This window comes from Paenibacillus sp. FSL R7-0331 (assembly GCF_000758645.1).
Classification (GTDB): Bacteria; Bacillota; Bacilli; order Paenibacillales; family Paenibacillaceae; genus Paenibacillus_AQ; species Paenibacillus_AQ camerounensis.
Genome location: NZ_CP009284.1, coordinates 281,517 through 297,182, shown reverse-complemented (window position 1 = coordinate 297,182; position 15,666 = coordinate 281,517). Strand labels below are relative to the sequence as shown.

Below are 15,666 nucleotides of genomic sequence, written 5' to 3'. Positions count from 1 at the left end.
TTCATTACCTCCTGTTTATTCCTTGAAATCATAAGCTACAAAGTGGCCAGGGCTTACTTCCTGCAGCGGTGCTGCTTCGCCCTCGCCCCGTGAGACGGAGAAGCCGTCCAGCTGGATGCGCTCCGTCGCCTTCAGCGGATCTGTCTCCAGAATGGAGGACAGCAGCGCTCTGGTATACGGATGAAGCGGATTGTCATACAGCTCATCGCTGTCTGCTACCTCAACCAGCCGTCCGCCGTACATAACGCCGATCCGGTCGGAGATATGCCGGACCATCGACAGGTCATGGGCGATGAACAGATAAGTCAGCCCGAACTCGGCCTGCAGATCCTCCAGCATGTTAACCACCTGGGCCTGGACAGAGACGTCGAGCGCCGAGATCGGCTCATCGCAGACGACGAATTCCGGTCTTACCGACAGCGCCCTGGCAATGGAAATGCGCTGCCGCTGCCCGCCGCTGAACTCATGGGGATAGCGGTACAGATGCTCCCGCTTCAGGCCTACCCTTTCCAGCAGCGCAGCTACCGCTTCCTTGCGCTCATCGCCCTGGTGTACACCGTGAATCTTCATCGGCTCGCTGATCAGGTCCAGCACATTCAGACTGGGATTCAGCGAGGAGTACGGGTCCTGAAAAATAGACTGAATCCTTCTGCGGAACGGCTTCAGCTGCTTCTCACCCAGACGCCCGAGCGGCTGCCCGTCGAACGAAACCTCGCCTGCTGTATAATCGTACAGCCGGAGCAGGCAGCGCCCGACGGTTGACTTGCCGCTTCCCGACTCTCCGACCAGCCCGAAGGTCTCTCCGCGGCGGATCTGGAAGCTTACGCCGTCCACTGCCTTGAGCACGGATGTATCACGTCCGCGCAGATCCTTCCCCTTGGAGAAGTGCTTTTTCAGATTATTTACGTCTACTAGTATCTTACTCTCGCTCACTGTGTAACGCCTCCTTCCACAGCCGGCTGCTCGCCTGCCGCCAGCCAGCACATCGAGTGGTGTCCGGGCGACAGCCCGGTCACCGGCGGGCGCTGGCTGCAGCGCTCAAAGGCATGCAGGCAGCGCTCCATGAACGGGCAGCCCGGAGGCGGGTTCAGCAGATCGGGCGGTGTGCCCTCGATCGGAATGAGCCGCTCGCGCGAGCCGCCGCCGCGCTTCGGAATCGAGCGCAGCAGCCCTTGCGTATACGGGTGCTGCGGGCGGTAGAAGATGTCCTCGACCGTCCCTTCTTCCATGACTAGTCCGCCGTACATGACAATAACCCGGGTGCAGACCTGCGCCACCACACCAAGATCGTGGGTGATCAGCGCGACTGCGGTATCCGACTTGCCCTTCAGCTCCTTGAACAGATCAAGAATCTGCGCCTGAATAGTGGCGTCAAGCGCCGTGGTCGGCTCATCAGCGATCAGCAGCTCCGGCTGGCAGGAGAGCGCCATCGCGATCATGACCCGCTGGCGCATCCCGCCGCTGAACTCATGCGGATACTGGTTCAGCCGCTGCTCAGGGTCACGGATGCCTACCTGGCGCAGCATTTCCGCCGCTTCCTTATTGGCATCCGCTTTACTTAATCCGCGGTGTCTGCGGATGACTTCGGTTAATTGCTGGCCGATTTTTTTAACCGGATTCAGCGAGGTCATCGGGTCCTGAAAGACCATCGCGATCCTATTGCCGCGCAGCTTCCGCCATTCCTTCTCGGAAAGACCAGTCAGCTCCTTGCCCTGAAACTGAATCCTGCCGGAGGTAATCCGTCCGGGCGGGGTAATTAGCGACATGATCGCTTTAGCAGTTACACTTTTACCGCTGCCGGATTCTCCGACGATCCCGACAGTTTCGCCTGCATTGATATGGAAGCTCACACCCCGCACAGCCTGATTCTCACCGTCACGGGTGGAGAACGATACCTGCAGATCCTCAACAGAGAGCAGCCGCTCACTCATGATGTCTTCACTCCCTTATCTCCGGATCAGCTTAGGTTCAAAGCCGACCCGTAAAATATCGCCCAGCACATTGAAGCTCAGCACTGTCAGCAAAATCATCAGCCCCGGGAACAGCGCCAGATAAGGCGCCTGGGCAATATATCCCTGCGCACTGTTCAGCATACTGCCCCAGGTGGCGTTCGGCGGCTGTACACCGAAGCCGAGGAAGCTCAGCGAGGATTCCATCATTATGGCTGAAGCGATGTTATTCGTTGCTCCTACAATCGTTACCGGAATCAGCCCCGGCAGTATATGCCGCCAGATGATGCCGGAAGCGCTTTGGCCCGAGGCCTTGGCATACAGCACATATTCCCGTTCCTTGATCGTCAGCGTCTCCGCCCGGATGACGCGGGCTACGCTCATCCACATCAGCAGGGCAATAATAATGATGATATTGCCGACGCTAGGCTTCAGGAACACACTTAACAGCAGCAAGATTAGAAAAGACGGAATCGACATGATAATGTCCAGTATCCGCATAAGCAGATTATCCAGCCAGCCGCCGAAATAGCCGCTGATGACGCCTACGGCTACCCCGATGACGGTGGCAACAATCATTGAAGCAAAGCCGACGAGCAGGGAGACTCGCCCGCCATAAAGCGCACGTGCGAGATAATCCCGGCCGTAATCATCCGTCCCGAACCAGTGGGCGCTGCCCGGCGGTGTCAGCCTGTTCATCGCATCCATTGCATTCGGGTCATAGCCGGACAGGAAGGCAAAAATCGCTCCCAGCGTAAAGACAACCAATATAACGAGTGCGGCGACACCCAGACCGTTCGTAAACAGCTCGGACTGCAGGTTCTTCCATTTACTGCGATTCATGAGGTCACCCCTTTAATTTGATGCGCGGATCTACAAAGCTGTAGAGAATATCCGCTGCCAGATTGCCGATGATCAGCATCAGCGACGAGAATAGCGTTATGCCCATAATGACCGGATAATCCATCCCACGGACGGCTGTCATCCCCAGTGAACCGATACCCGGCCAGGAAAAAACGGTCTCCGTCACAATCGCTCCGGCTACCAGATCGCCCATAGACATTCCGAGCAGCGTGATAACCGGCAGCAGGACATGCTTCAGGACATGCCGGAACAGAATCGTCGATTTCTTGGACCCGAAGGCATACTGAATCTGTACGTATTCTTCCTTCAGCTGTCCGATTGTACTGGACCGGATATAACGGACATAGGTTGCAAGGAAGCCAAAGGCCAGAACGGTGCAGGGCAGAATGCCGTGCTTCAGCACATCAACGGCGGATTCCACGCCAATGGTACGCATACCCATGCTTGGCAGCAGGTGCAGCTTAATCGCGAACAGATACATCAGCAGAATCGCCAGCCAGAACAGCGGAACCGAAATCCCGATGTAAGCAATGAGATTAACCAGCTTGTCTACCCAGCGGTTACGGTTTGCTCCGGCAATCAGGCCAAGCGGAACCGCCAGCAGCACGGCCAGCGCAATGGCGCTGCCCATCAGGCCCGCTGTAGCAGGCAGGCGTTCCAGAATCTGACCCAGCACAGGCTGGTGGTTAACCAGGGAGTAGCCGAAATTGCCCTGAACCAGCTCGCCTAACCAGATAAAATATTGAATATAGGCCGGTTTGTCCAAGCCAAGGTTATGGCGGATCCGTTCGATATCATCGGCATGCATATTAGGTGTAACGAAGGACAGCACCGGATCTCCCGGCGCCAGCTTAATCATGGCAAAGCAGACAACCGATACAAAAAACAGCATCGGGATGGTCTGCAGCAGCCTACGGACGATGAGTTGTCTCATACGTAATTCTCCCAGCTCATGATCGGCAAAAAAATAAGCTGGAGGTCCAGCTTATTTTTGGCCGTGCTTATTTTGGACCGTACTTATTTCTGATAGATCTTGGACAGGTCTTCGAAAATAACGACCGGCTTCAGGACAGCCTCGTCGATACCGCCGTAGTTCTTGGATACAGCCACAACAGTCTTAGTATAAGCGATCGGATAGATCGGTGCATCTTCAGCAATGGTTTCCTGAATCTGCTTGTAGATTTCGCCGCGTTTTGTTGTGTCCGCTTCGCCGGCGCCTTCGTTCAGCAGCTTATCAACTTCAGCATTAGAGTAATGCGAGTAGTTGGAAGAAGCATCGGTAGTGAACAGAATGCGGTAGGCATCCGGATCATATCCCATGATATAACCGGTCAATGCCAGCTCATAGTCAGTAGCCTTCAGGTCGATGAACTTCTGTACCCATGCGGAGGAATCCATATTCTGCAGCTCAACCTCAACGCCGATTCCCTTCAGCTTTTGCTGAACGTACAGGGAGATGGCCTCCTGAGCCTTATTACCGCTCTGAACGATATATCTCAGCTTTAAATTGCTTTCACCGGCAGCGGCCAGCAATTCTTTCGCTTTTGCAGCATCATTGTCGAAGGTGGGTACGTCATTGGTGAAATACAGGGCGTCCGGAGTCAGGAACGACTTGGCCGGGTCTGCATATTCACTGGAGGTGTACGCGGTCTGGATCAGCTCATCGCGGCTGAGGGCCAGGGACAGCGCCTGACGGACTTCTTTTTTGGCAAGAGCGCCGGTATCGCTGTTCGCATTGAACATCAGATAAGCCAGACGTCCTTCACTGTAAGGCAGAATTTCGAAATTGTTAGTGGCCTGGATCGTCGCTACATCCTTAGGATCAAGGTATTGTACATTGATCTCGCCGTTCTGCAGGGCCAGGTTAGCCGCGTTGGCATCCTTGGCAATACGGTACGTTACGGAATCCAGATGCGGCTTTCCGCCGAAGTAGTTGTCAAAACGCTCCACCGTCAGGTATTCGCCTGCCTTATACTCTTTGAATTTGAATGGACCGGAGCCTACAGGAGCAGCATTCTTCGTGCTCTTCTCGATGTCGGCTTCATTCTCAAAGATATGCTTCGGAATCGGGGATACCTGCACCAGTGTGGCTTCAAACGCCGGGCTGACCTGCGGAAGCTTGAACTCAACAGTCAGATCGTCCACCTTGGTAGCTGTGATGGGCTGGTCGTTGATCAGGAAGTTGGCGCGCAGGAAGCTGTTCTGCTTCTCATCCAGAATGCTGGCGATCGTGAACACCACATCATCTGCAGTCAGCTTTTCGCCGTCATGCCAGGTCAGGCCATCCTTCAGCTTCAGTGTATAAGTCAGGTTGTCTTCAGAAGGGGTCAGGCTTTCCGCCAGGTAAAAGGTTTTCTCACCATTGTTCACCTGGAACAGCGGCGCGTAGAGTGCCTGGTCAATAGTCAGGCTGACACGGTCGCCTGCATAGTTCGGATTAAGCACCTGCGGATCGGAAGCTACCCCGATAATCAGGCTGCCTCCATCTTTCGGTTCAGTGCTGGCAGCTGCTTCAGTAGCCGCCGGTGTCGCATTTGTATTGGTCGATGCCGCGTTGTTTCCGCCGGAGCATGCGCTAATCAAAAATGTTAACAGCATTAAAACGGCAATTCCAGATAACCCTCTTTTCATGTCTCTCTCTCCTCCATGTGTGTGAGCAATATCACTTTCTGTTTTTGAATTATATATCGGAATACTCGGAATTACAATGATTGATTTTTATCATAAATGTAAATTAAATCAAAAGCCCACGGTATACCGCCTTCAGGCACTCTCCCACACGCGGATCTCCCTTATAACATCCCCGCGTCTGAGCGTGTCCACATGCTCCATGCCGGCCGTTACACCGCCGAACACGGTATGCCACGGATCCAGATAATCAAAGGTATCATAACAGATAAAAAACTGGCAGCTGCCCGTATTCGGCCCGAAATGCGCCATCGAAAGCGCCCCCCGTACATGCTTGTGCGGATTATTCTGCGTTTCACAGGGGATTTTCTCCGTACCGCCGCGTCCCGTACCCTCCGGGCATCCGCCCTGGGCTACGAAATTACGGACCACCCGCTGAAAGGTGAGGCCGTTATAAAAGCCGCTGTTCGCCAGCTTTTCAAAATTGGCAACTGTACCCGGAGCATCCTGCTCATAAAGCTCCAGCTCAATAACCTGCCCTTTTTCCAGGGTAATAGCCGCCCGCTTCATACAGTATCCTCCGCTGACTGCGGATTATGGGGACTGCCGAACCGGACAATCGTCTTGGCCGCTTTTTCCGGTGCGTAAATCTCCTCTATGTCCTGATCCAAAAGCGCCCTGTACTGCCCCTCCTCATCATGCCAGAACACCTCGGCGCGCGGATTCATCGCCAGCAGCAGCTTAATCAGCTGCTCCACCTTCAGGGGTGACTGCTCCATTTCCCCCACTCCTCTCACTCTTATGTAAGGCTTGCATCTGCTTATGCGGTATTGTACAACAGCCCCTCTCAAAGCACCAACCCATAAATTTCCTGAATGCTGCAAAAAATCAGGATTAGTCTAGTACTTCTCTCAATATATTGAATACATATAATTCATATCATCTATTTGCATATATGAGGGGATGTACAATTATGGTGACCCTGCACAGGAGTGTCAGGCTATGAGTGAGACGAAGATCCGGGTGCTGCTCGGCAGCCCGATTCATCAAAAACCGCAGATTCTGGAGCCTTTTCTGAACTCGCTTTTGCGACTGCGGCGTGACGGAATCGTGCTGGATTTTTATTTTATTGATGACAATGAGGATTCTGCCTCTACTCTGCTGCTGCAAAGGTTCGCCCCGGGCGGCAGTGAAGTGTTCCTGCAATCCTCTGGCTTCAGTGATGCCTATATCCGTAATGACACCACCCATTACTGGAACTCCGATCTGGTCTGGAAGGTAGCCGGGTTCAAAAATCTGATGATCCGGCGGGCCGAGGCCTTCGGCTATGATCATCTGTTCCTGATTGATTCCGATCTGATTCTCCATCCTGACACCCTGCTGCATCTGATCGGCACGCAAAAGGATATCATCTCGGAGGTGTTCTGGACCCAGTGGCAGCCGGGAACGATGCTGCAGCCGCAGGTCTGGATGCATGACGAGTATAACCAGTGGGAGCTCATGCCCGGGGAAAAGCCCGGCCAGGAGGAGATTAACCGCCGGTTCCACGCTTTTCTGGCCAAGCTGCAGCTGCCGGGTATCTATGAGGTCGGCGGCCTCGGGGCCTGCACCCTGATCAGCCGGCGGGCGATCTGCGCAGGTGTCAGCTACGACATGATCCGCAACATCTCCTACTGGGGCGAGGACCGCCATTTCTGTATCCGGGCTGCCGCCCTCGGCATCGCACTGTATGTCGATACCCATTACCCGGCGCTGCATCTGTACCGTGACAGCGACCTGGAGAAGGTTGCGGATTACGTCCGGCTGACGACTGCGGAGCCGGCAGCGGACGTGGGCAGTGCGGCTGGTGAGAGCGGGCTGGCTGATCTAATCCAGGCCAGGGCAAGTGCGGAGGAGTCCGATACTGCTGCTAATGCAGCTGCAGACCGTGGTCTGCATGGAACGGCGGATACAGCAGCTCCGGGCCGGGATTCGGATCAGACGGCAGAGAATACGGCGGGCGTGAACCGGGACGGGTACGGCGGTGAGCTTGTCGCAAGCGTAAGGCCGGAGCGGACAGCGGCGGACGGGCGGCCCAAGCTCACGCTTACAATGGTTGTCAAAAACGAGGGCGGGCGCTTCCTCCGGCAGGTTCTGCAGGAACACCGCAAATACATTGATGAGGCCGTTATTATTGATGACGGCAGCACCGACAATACGGCAGACATTTGCCGTGAGGTATTGCAGGGCATCCCGCTTCGCCTGGTGCGCAATGACATCTCCAAATTCGGCAATGAAGCCGAGCTGCGCATGCAGCAATGGGAGGAAGTTACCGCAACGAACCCTGAGTGGATCTTAAGCCTTGACGCCGATGAGGTGTTTGAAGCACGGTTCGCCCGGGACATCGGCCTTCTGCTGCAGGAGGAGGGCTGCGACCTCTTCTGCTTCCGTCTGTATGATTTCTGGGATGACAACCATTACCGTGACGATAAATATTGGCGCTCCCACCAGAGCTACCGGCCGTTCCTGCTGCGCTACCGGAAGGAGTTCAACTACGTCTGGAACAACTCGCCGCAGCATTGCGGGCGGCTTCCGGAGAACAGCTTTGAGCTGCCGCACCAGCTCAGCAATCTGCGCCTCAAGCATCTGGGCTGGTCCAAGCCGGAATACCGGCTTGATAAATACCTGCGCTACATGCTGCTGGACCCTGAAGGCCAATACGGCTGGAAGGAGCAGTATCAGTCCATCCTCGACCAGCAGCCCAAGCTGGTTCCCTGGGTAGAATGAGATTGCAGGCCGGCAGATTGTATTTTTGCGCAACAGATTAAACCATAAACCAGCTGTAACAGCATTCTGATATATTTCACACAACAGAATTAGGCTGTTCCCCATAGGGCATTAAAGAAATTTAACATTAGAGCTCTGAAGGCGGAATATCGTTCTGCAGACTAACTTCCGTCATGTAAGGTAGCCGTCCGTTTAGGATAGCTGGCTCATTAAGCAGCTTAGCGCGTCTTATTACAATAAAGTGCAACTTATAGCTTGTACGGCCCAGCCACTGGTCAGCCACTGGTCAGCCTCCCAGTTTAACTGCACTCTGTGCAACTATTCCTAACCAAAACAAGCCCGCAGCGTCCTTTAATTGCAGTTTGGAGACAATTTCATAATTCAAAACCCTTGCTATACCTGGTTTTTTTGAGCATAGAAAAAGGAGTACCTCCCCAAGTTCTCGAAGTTATAGGCGACGAAACCAACACCCGAGAAGAAAAGAGGTAATCCCTATCTATTCTATTCGACAAGAAGAGCTGTTTTCCTTCGAGGAATTGCTCCAAATGCGCCCGGAAGATAAATACAGCCAAATCTTTGATCACTTAAACCTGGCTCCGGTCCTGCACGTCCTCCGGAAAAAGAACCACCGTGGGCGGCCACAGGAGCTAAACCTCCCTGCCATGATCTACTCGCTGCTCATCTCAAAAATGGAGGGCATTGAGTTTGTTTCTTCCTTGGTTAGGCGCCTTAAGCATAGCGAGGAATTTCGGGCGCAGTGCCGATTTACCGGCTCGAACCCTATTCCGAGCCTGGCTTCATACTCCCGTCTGATTTCTGCGCTTGAGCAAACGGGAATGCTTGAGCAACTGCAGGATACCTTGGTGCTGTCTGCCATGGAAGAGGGCTTTACTACGGGCACGCACCTTGCCGTTGACTCCTCCATTGTGGAGGCTTGGGATTGCCAATTCAGTGAATCTGCGTCGAAATGCCGAGCGGCCCGCCGTGCCAAAAAACCAAGCAAAGCTCCAGAAATCCAGCAACTGGAGTTCGAGAATGCCGAGCCAGAGCCTCAGCCAGCGAACGAACCGCTTAAAAAACCAGTCTACCGACGTGGGCGGGCTTCTGCGGAAGAAAAAGAGCGCCGGCGTCTGGAACGGGACGCTTATGAAGAGACCTTAGCGCCCTTTGAGAAAACGATTGAAGCGATGCTATCTTACACCTATAACGAGCTCCTGAGCACGATCCCCCGGCACGCTGCACGCTTTGACAAGAAAAATACAAAGGGCAGACTCACCAGTTACTACGGATTTAAGGCAAACGTACTGGTGGATGCGGATTCTCAGTATGTGCTAAGCGGTGTCTTTAGTTCGGCGAATCTGAATGACCAGCGGATGGCCGTCCTGCTCCTAAAGGGGCTACACCTGAAGTTTCCTGGGCTGAAGGTGAAGCATGTCTTGGGCGACAAAGGGTATGACAGTTCGGCCATTTACCGGTTGATTCATTCCTTAGGCGCTTTTCCTATTATTAAAATGATTCACCACAAAAAACCGCCTGAGGGGATGAACCAGGACTACACCCCTGTGTGCTCACAGGGACACGCCTACCGTTACGACAGTTTCGATGCTAAGTACGAAACGCTGCGTTACACCAAGCCTAACCAGTGCAAAGACTGTCCGTTTTCCGAATCCGGCTGCCAAAAAGTGTTTAAAATCCGAATCCAAACCGATTTGCGTAAGCATGCCAACCCAGCAAGAGGAAGCGAGAGCTTTACGCAACTGTACAAGAAACGAACGGCTGTAGAACGTGTTTTTGCCTATCTCAAAGAGTATTTTGGGATGAAACGCACGCGTCACCGCGGCGTCCGGGCAAGTGTCGATTTCCAGCTCAGCACATTGGCCTACAATTTGAGTAAGTTTGCGCTAGACAAGTTGAACAAGCAGTTAAGAAACTCCCAACAAGTGGCCTGATTTTTTTAAAAACAAACTCAGATTTTGGCCCAGTCTTGCTTTCCAGCAAACTGAATTATGAAATTGTCTCGTTTGTGCAATTAAAAGTTCGACAACGGGCTTTTTGGGCTGAAAACTCCAGAAATAGCTGCACGAAATGCAGCTATTTCCGAAAAAGCAGGATTTCCAGCCTGTTTAATTGTACAAAGTGCAGCTATTCCTCATGGATACTTCCGGAAGGCCGGAATCTTCTTGCTACAGAAGAACTGCTGCCTGCGGCGGCACTCCAGCCGGACAGCCGCACACATTCCCCACTATCTCCAGCCGGATAGCCATATACAACCGCTGCTTTCTCCAGCTGGGCAGCCACACACCCTCTGCTATCTCCGGCCGGCCACAAGCCACCCGCTCAGACCTTGCCTGATGCAGCTGGCTCAGGCTGACGGATAGCCACACACAGCTTGCCGTCTACTTCGTCAACAGCCAGGACCGAGCCTTCCTCCGCTTCGCCGGCGATCAGCGCCCGTGCGACCGGCGTCTCCAGACTGCGTTGGATGAACCGCTTGAGCGGTCTCGCCCCATAGACCGGGTCGAAGCCCTCCTTCGCGATGAAGCCGACTGCCGCATCGCTAAGTGTTAGCCCGATGCCCCGTTCGGCCAGCCGCAGGCGCAGACCGTCGGCCAGCTTGACAACGATCTGTCCGATCTCCGCCATCGTCAGCGGTTTGAACATGACAATGTCGTCCACCCGGTTAAGGAACTCCGGACGGAAATGGCCGCTCAGCTCCTTCATTACACGGTCCTTAACGGCCTGGGTCAGATCACCATTGTCATCCGTTCCCTGGATTAGATGCGGCGAGCCGATATTTGAGGTCATGATGATGATCGTATTCTTGAAGTTGACAACCCGGCCCTGTGAATCGGTCAGCCGCCCGTCATCTAGCAGCTGCAGCAGAATGTTGAACACATCGGGATGGGCCTTCTCGACCTCATCGAGCAGTACGACCGTATAAGGCTGGCGCCGGACCGCCTCGGTGAGCTGGCCGCCCTCCTCATAACCAACGTAGCCCGGAGGCGCACCGACAAGACGGGAGACGCTGTGCTTCTCCATGTATTCCGACATGTCGATACGGATCATGCCGTCCTCCCGGTCGAACAGCGAGACCGCCAGCGCCTTGGCCAGCTCGGTCTTGCCGACCCCGGTCGGACCGAGGAACAGGAACGAGCCGATCGGACGGTTCGGGTCCTTAATCCCGGCCCGGGCGCGCAGCACGGCATCCGCTACCAGGGACACGGCCTCTTCCTGGCCGACAACCCGCTCATGCAGCGTCTCCTCAAGCCGCAGCAGCTTATCCCGCTCGCCTTCGACAAGCCTGCTGACCGGAATACCGGTCCAGCGCGACACAATATCGGCGATCTCCTCCTCAGTCACGGCTTCCCGCAGCAGCCGGGTCTCCTGATCCTGCTGCGCGGCTTCCTCAGCCGCCCTCACCTGCTTTTCCAGCTCCGGAATAATGCCGTAGCTGAGCTCAGCAGACTTGTTCAGGTCATAGACCTCCTGGGCGTCAACGAGATCCTTGCGGGCCTGCTCCAGCTTTTTCTTCAGCTCACGGATGCCCTGGATGGCCGACTTCTCCTTCTCCCAGCGGGCGGTCATGGTGAGATGCTTCTCCTTAAGATCGGCCAGCTCCCGCTGCAGATTCTCCAGCCGGCGGGCGCTGGCATCATCGGTTTCCTTCTTGAGCGCCGCTTCTTCAATCTCCATCTGCATCAGGCGGCGGGTTACCTCATCCATCTCGCCGGGCATCGAGTCGATTTCGGTACGGATCATCGCACAGGCTTCATCCACCAGATCAATTGCCTTATCCGGCAGGAAGCGGTCCGTGATATAGCGGTCTGACAGCACACCGGCAGCGACGAGGGCGCTGTCATGGATTTTGACTCCATGATGCACCTCGAACCGTTCCTTCAGCCCACGCAGAATGGAGATTGTATCCTCCACATCCGGCTCACTGACCAGGACCTGCTGGAAGCGGCGTTCCAGGGCCGGGTCCTTCTCAATATATTTGCGGTACTCATCCAGCGTGGTTGCACCGATACAGTGCAGCTCGCCGCGGGCCAGCATCGGCTTCAGCATATTGCCGGCGTCCATCGCACCTTCGGTTTTACCCGCACCGACAATGGTATGCAGCTCGTCAATGAACAGAATAATCCGGCCGTTGCTCTCACGGATTTCCCTCAGCACCGCCTGCAGCCGCTCCTCGAACTCTCCGCGGTATTTCGCACCGGCTACCAGAGCACTCATATCCAGCGAAAAGATCGTTTTGTCCTTCAGCCCCTCAGGGACATCCCGGCGGACAATCCGGTGGGCCAGGCCCTCAACGATTGCCGTCTTTCCGACCCCCGGCTCCCCGATCAGTACCGGGTTGTTCTTCGTCTTACGGGAGAGGATGCGAATCACCCGGCGGATTTCCCCGTCGCGTCCAATGACCGGGTCGATTTTACCGGCCCGCACCTCAGCGACCAGATCACGGCCGTACTTCTCCAGCACCTCATAGGTGGCCTCAGGCTCCCGGCTGGTCACCCGCTGATGGCCGCGGATCTCAGACAGCACGCCCAGCAGCTTGTCACGTGTAATTCCGCGGCTGGTAAACAGGCTGCGCAGCTCCCGGTTGCCGCTGCCGGTATCCGACACCATCGCCAGCACGGCGTGCTCCACGGCTACGAATTCGTCGTGCATCGCAGCCGCCTCCTTCTCGGCCTGATCCAGCACTTCAATTAAGGAGGCCGACGCATATCGCCGCATGGTGCCGGCGCCTGAACCGCTGACACTCGGCTTCCGCTGCAGCAGCTCTTCGGTCCCGCGCAGCAGCTCAGCCGCCGGAAGATTCAGCTTCTGCAGCAGTCTTGGCAGCAGGCCCTCCTGCTGCTGGAGCAGCGCCTTAAGCAAATGGAGATTGTCGATCTCCTGATGCCCGGCAGCCGCCGCCAGCGATTGTGCCGCAGCAACCGCTTCCTGCAGCTTCTGCGTTAACTTGTTGAAATCCATATGCATTCATCACCTTTTGTGAGATCTATTTCATCATCTGTTATTGTCTTTCCTTATTATTAACCAGCCTGCTTAGCCCATAGCCGCCTTCTGCCGCTGTTTTCCGCCGCTTCCGCACCTTATTCCTGCCTGATAGCTGCTTGTATCAGCCAGCCTGCGGTAGAGCGCCTTTTCCGCTTCGCCCGTTACCTCGGGAATTACAATCTCAAGCCGGAACAGGATATCTCCATTGATGCCGTTCCGGCGCTTCAGTCCCTTGCCCGGAATGCGCAGCGTGCGGCCGCCTGCCGTTCCGGCCGGGATCTTCAGCTTAATGCTGCTGCCGTCAGGCAGGCGGTACCCTGGCTTCGCCGCCAAGCACCGCCTGCCATGGCGCAATTTCAACCGTGCCGTGCAGATCCCCGTCTTCAACCCCGTAAATATTATGCGGCGCAAGCTGCAAGACGATCAGCAGCTCCTCACTCTGGCCGGCCGCACCCGGCACCCGGATCACGGTTCCCTCCGCTGAGCGCGGCGGAATGCTGACCGCTACCTCCCGCCCGCCGGCCTTTACGCTTACATTGCCGCCCTTATATGCCTGCTCCAGTGTGATTTCCAGCTGGGCCTGCATCATACTAGGCCCTCCGCCGAAGCCGCTGCTGCTGCCAAAAAAATCAAAGCCGGGCCGGCCCTCCGCTCCCCGGCTCCCAAAAAACATCCCGAACAGGTCGTCTTCACCGAACCCGCTGCCGGGAGCGGAATAAGCACTGCCTCGGTCTTCACCGAATGCCGAATCCCAGCCGGCCTGCCGGCCCGTTGTCGGACCGTCTGCACGCCAGCCGCCGGCGGAGCCGAAGCCGGCAGCCCCGTAGCGCAGCTCCTCATCGTATGCCGCCCGCTTCTCTTCATTGCCCAGCACCTCGTAGGCTTCCGCAGCTTCCTTGAACCGGGTCTCCGCCTCCGGGGCTTTATTCACATCGGGATGCCACTGCTTCGCAAGCTTCTGGTAAGCTTTTTTGATTTCCTGTCTGCTTGCCTGCCTGCTTACCCCGAGCGCATCGTAGTAATTTTGGCCCGCCATGAGAATCCTCTCCTTTCAGAGACTCTGCATACCATTTCACACTATCTATGCTATTCATAAAAGACGCATCATAGCCGGTAAACCCACTACAATGCGCCTTTGTATAGACTGCTATATAAAAAGCCCGGCGGAGCCGCCCCGGACTGCTTCAGCTCTCCGCCCGGCTTAACAGCTTACTGAAGCTGCGGTCCGGAGTTGCCGTGGTCCTGAATTTCAATCCGCTTTCCGGCGGCTTTCTGCCGTTTTGGCACCTCTAGCATCAGCAGTCCGTCCTTGAGCGAGGCCCGGATGTCATCCCCGTTAATATCCTGCACATAGAAACGGCGGACATATTCGCCATAACGGCGCTCCCGGCGCACAACCTGCTGCTGGCTGTTCTCCCCGCTCTTTTCTTCCTTGCGCACTGCTTTGATCGTCAAGTAAGGGCTGGCATAATCAATGTCGATATCGTCCTTGCTGAAGCCCGGCAGTTCAGCCTCAATCAGATAAGCCTGCTCACTCTCGCGGATATCTGTCCGGAAAGACAGGGCGCTGCCGGTCACCTGGCCAAAAAACTCATCATTAAATACATCATGTAACGACTTTGCCATTGCACCAAAAACATCATCTCTGCGTTTTCCAAAAGGGACCAAATCAAACATCTTCCATTCTCCTCTCATTGACTTTTTTTAATTCCACTTTGACCTTGATTGACCTTTCTTATGGCTTTATTATAATCATGCTGCACCGCAGGATCAAAACCCGAAAAAGCCGAAAAACCGTTAAATTCCGGCATTTCGGCATGGTTTTCGGCTGTTTATTTAGCCGCTCAATTTTTTTGACCTATTCTGACCTTTATTTTAAATATCGCTCCCGGTACTCATGCTCCAGCATGCTCATCATTACAACATCATGGTACTCATGGTTATAAAAAAGCGTCTGCCGACGCACACCCTCCCGCACAAAGCCGACACTCTCATAGACATGCTCAGCACGGCTGTTATAGGTGTAGACCTCCAGCTCGATTCTGTGCAGATTGAGAATGCCAAAGCCGTAATCGAGCATCAGCAGCAGCGCTTCCCGCCCGTAGCCCTGATTCTGATGCCGCTCTTCACCGATAGCCAGACGCAGGTTGGCGGTACGGTTGCCCCGGTCCATATCCTGTATTGCAATGTCGCCGATAACCTCATCGTTCTCTATTAGAGCAATCAGCAGCAGCACACTGCTGTCATCACCCGCCTTGCGGTCGATATAGCCGGTAATCTGCTCCTTTGTAATATGCTTCTGTGTTCCGGTCAGCCGGCGTGTCTCCGCCCCAAAGAACATATGGTAATACAGCCCGGCGTCCTCCCCGTTCAGCGGGCGCAGATATACGCGTTCCCCTGTTAATAAACCTGAATGCCTGCTCATAATGCCATCCCCTGTCTCTATTGATAACTCTAT

At 55.0% G+C, this 15,666-nt stretch carries 14 protein-coding genes; 2 read left to right on the top strand and 12 right to left on the bottom strand.

All coding sequences use genetic code 11. The features are described from left to right. Positions 1 to 15 precede the first annotated feature (15 nt). The 7 genes from R70331_RS01305 to R70331_RS01275 form a co-directional block, all read right to left on the bottom strand. Positions 16 to 933, bottom strand: coding sequence for an ABC transporter ATP-binding protein (locus R70331_RS01305; protein ID WP_042172181.1), 918 nt, complete (start codon positions 931 to 933; stop codon positions 16 to 18). Beyond that, positions 930 to 1,931, bottom strand: a complete 1,002-nt coding sequence (locus R70331_RS01300; RefSeq protein ID WP_042172178.1) for an ABC transporter ATP-binding protein — start codon at positions 1,929 to 1,931, stop codon at positions 930 to 932. The genes R70331_RS01305 and R70331_RS01300 overlap by 4 nt, the downstream gene beginning before the upstream one ends. Before the next feature lie 15 nt (positions 1,932 to 1,946). Further along, a complete protein-coding gene (locus tag R70331_RS01295) occupies positions 1,947 to 2,792 on the bottom strand; it encodes an ABC transporter permease (protein WP_042172175.1) in 846 nt (281 codons plus the stop codon). Positions 2,793 to 2,796: 4 nt separating this feature from the next. Beyond that, on the bottom strand, positions 2,797 to 3,747 hold the full coding sequence (locus R70331_RS01290) for an ABC transporter permease (RefSeq protein ID WP_042172173.1): 951 nt from the start codon (positions 3,745 to 3,747) through the stop codon (positions 2,797 to 2,799). Positions 3,748 to 3,830: 83 nt separating this feature from the next. Further along, the gene (locus R70331_RS01285) at positions 3,831 to 5,444 is read right to left on the bottom strand and encodes an ABC transporter substrate-binding protein (protein WP_042172171.1); all 1,614 of its coding nucleotides are present in this window, start codon (positions 5,442 to 5,444) and stop codon (positions 3,831 to 3,833) included. Positions 5,445 to 5,576: 132 nt separating this feature from the next. Continuing rightward, positions 5,577 to 6,011: a peptidylprolyl isomerase gene (locus R70331_RS01280; protein WP_042172169.1), complete on the bottom strand. Its 435-nt coding sequence runs from the start codon at positions 6,009 to 6,011 to the stop codon at positions 5,577 to 5,579. Further along, on the bottom strand, positions 6,008 to 6,220 hold the full coding sequence (locus tag R70331_RS01275) for a hypothetical protein (protein WP_042172167.1): 213 nt from the start codon (positions 6,218 to 6,220) through the stop codon (positions 6,008 to 6,010). The genes R70331_RS01280 and R70331_RS01275 overlap by 4 nt, the downstream gene beginning before the upstream one ends. A 223-nt stretch (positions 6,221 to 6,443) precedes the next feature. Between R70331_RS01275 and R70331_RS01270 the strand changes: the two genes are divergently transcribed. Next, complete coding sequence (locus tag R70331_RS01270) at positions 6,444 to 8,207, top strand: glycosyltransferase family 2 protein (RefSeq protein WP_042172166.1); 1,764 nt, start codon at positions 6,444 to 6,446, stop codon at positions 8,205 to 8,207. Positions 8,208 to 8,752: 545 nt separating this feature from the next. After that, positions 8,753 to 10,156 (top strand): transposase, encoded by a 1,404-nt coding sequence (locus R70331_RS01265; RefSeq protein WP_052418870.1) that lies wholly within the window; start codon positions 8,753 to 8,755, stop codon positions 10,154 to 10,156. A gap of 388 nt (positions 10,157 to 10,544) precedes the next feature. On the opposite strand, the gene clpB is transcribed toward R70331_RS01265, so the two are convergent. From clpB to R70331_RS01245, 5 genes are all read right to left on the bottom strand, one after another. Further along, on the bottom strand, positions 10,545 to 13,184 hold the full coding sequence (gene clpB / locus R70331_RS01260) for an ATP-dependent chaperone ClpB (RefSeq protein ID WP_042172162.1): 2,640 nt from the start codon (positions 13,182 to 13,184) through the stop codon (positions 10,545 to 10,547). A 72-nt stretch (positions 13,185 to 13,256) separates the two neighbouring features. After that, entirely contained in the window at positions 13,257 to 13,541 is a 285-nt protein-coding gene (locus tag R70331_RS30215; RefSeq protein WP_052418869.1) for a DnaJ C-terminal domain-containing protein, read from the bottom strand. Then, positions 13,510 to 14,244 carry a DnaJ domain-containing protein gene (locus tag R70331_RS01255; RefSeq protein ID WP_052418868.1) on the bottom strand — a complete coding sequence of 245 codons (735 nt, stop codon included), beginning with the start codon at positions 14,242 to 14,244 and terminating at the stop codon, positions 13,510 to 13,512. Before R70331_RS01255 ends, R70331_RS30215 begins: the two co-directional genes overlap by 32 nt. A 173-nt stretch (positions 14,245 to 14,417) precedes the next feature. Then, complete coding sequence (locus tag R70331_RS01250; protein WP_042172160.1) at positions 14,418 to 14,885, bottom strand: Hsp20/alpha crystallin family protein; 468 nt, start codon at positions 14,883 to 14,885, stop codon at positions 14,418 to 14,420. Positions 14,886 to 15,078: 193 nt separating this feature from the next. Continuing rightward, positions 15,079 to 15,633 carry a GNAT family N-acetyltransferase gene (locus tag R70331_RS01245; RefSeq protein WP_042172158.1) on the bottom strand — a complete coding sequence of 185 codons (555 nt, stop codon included), beginning with the start codon at positions 15,631 to 15,633 and terminating at the stop codon, positions 15,079 to 15,081. Positions 15,634 to 15,666 lie beyond the last annotated feature (33 nt).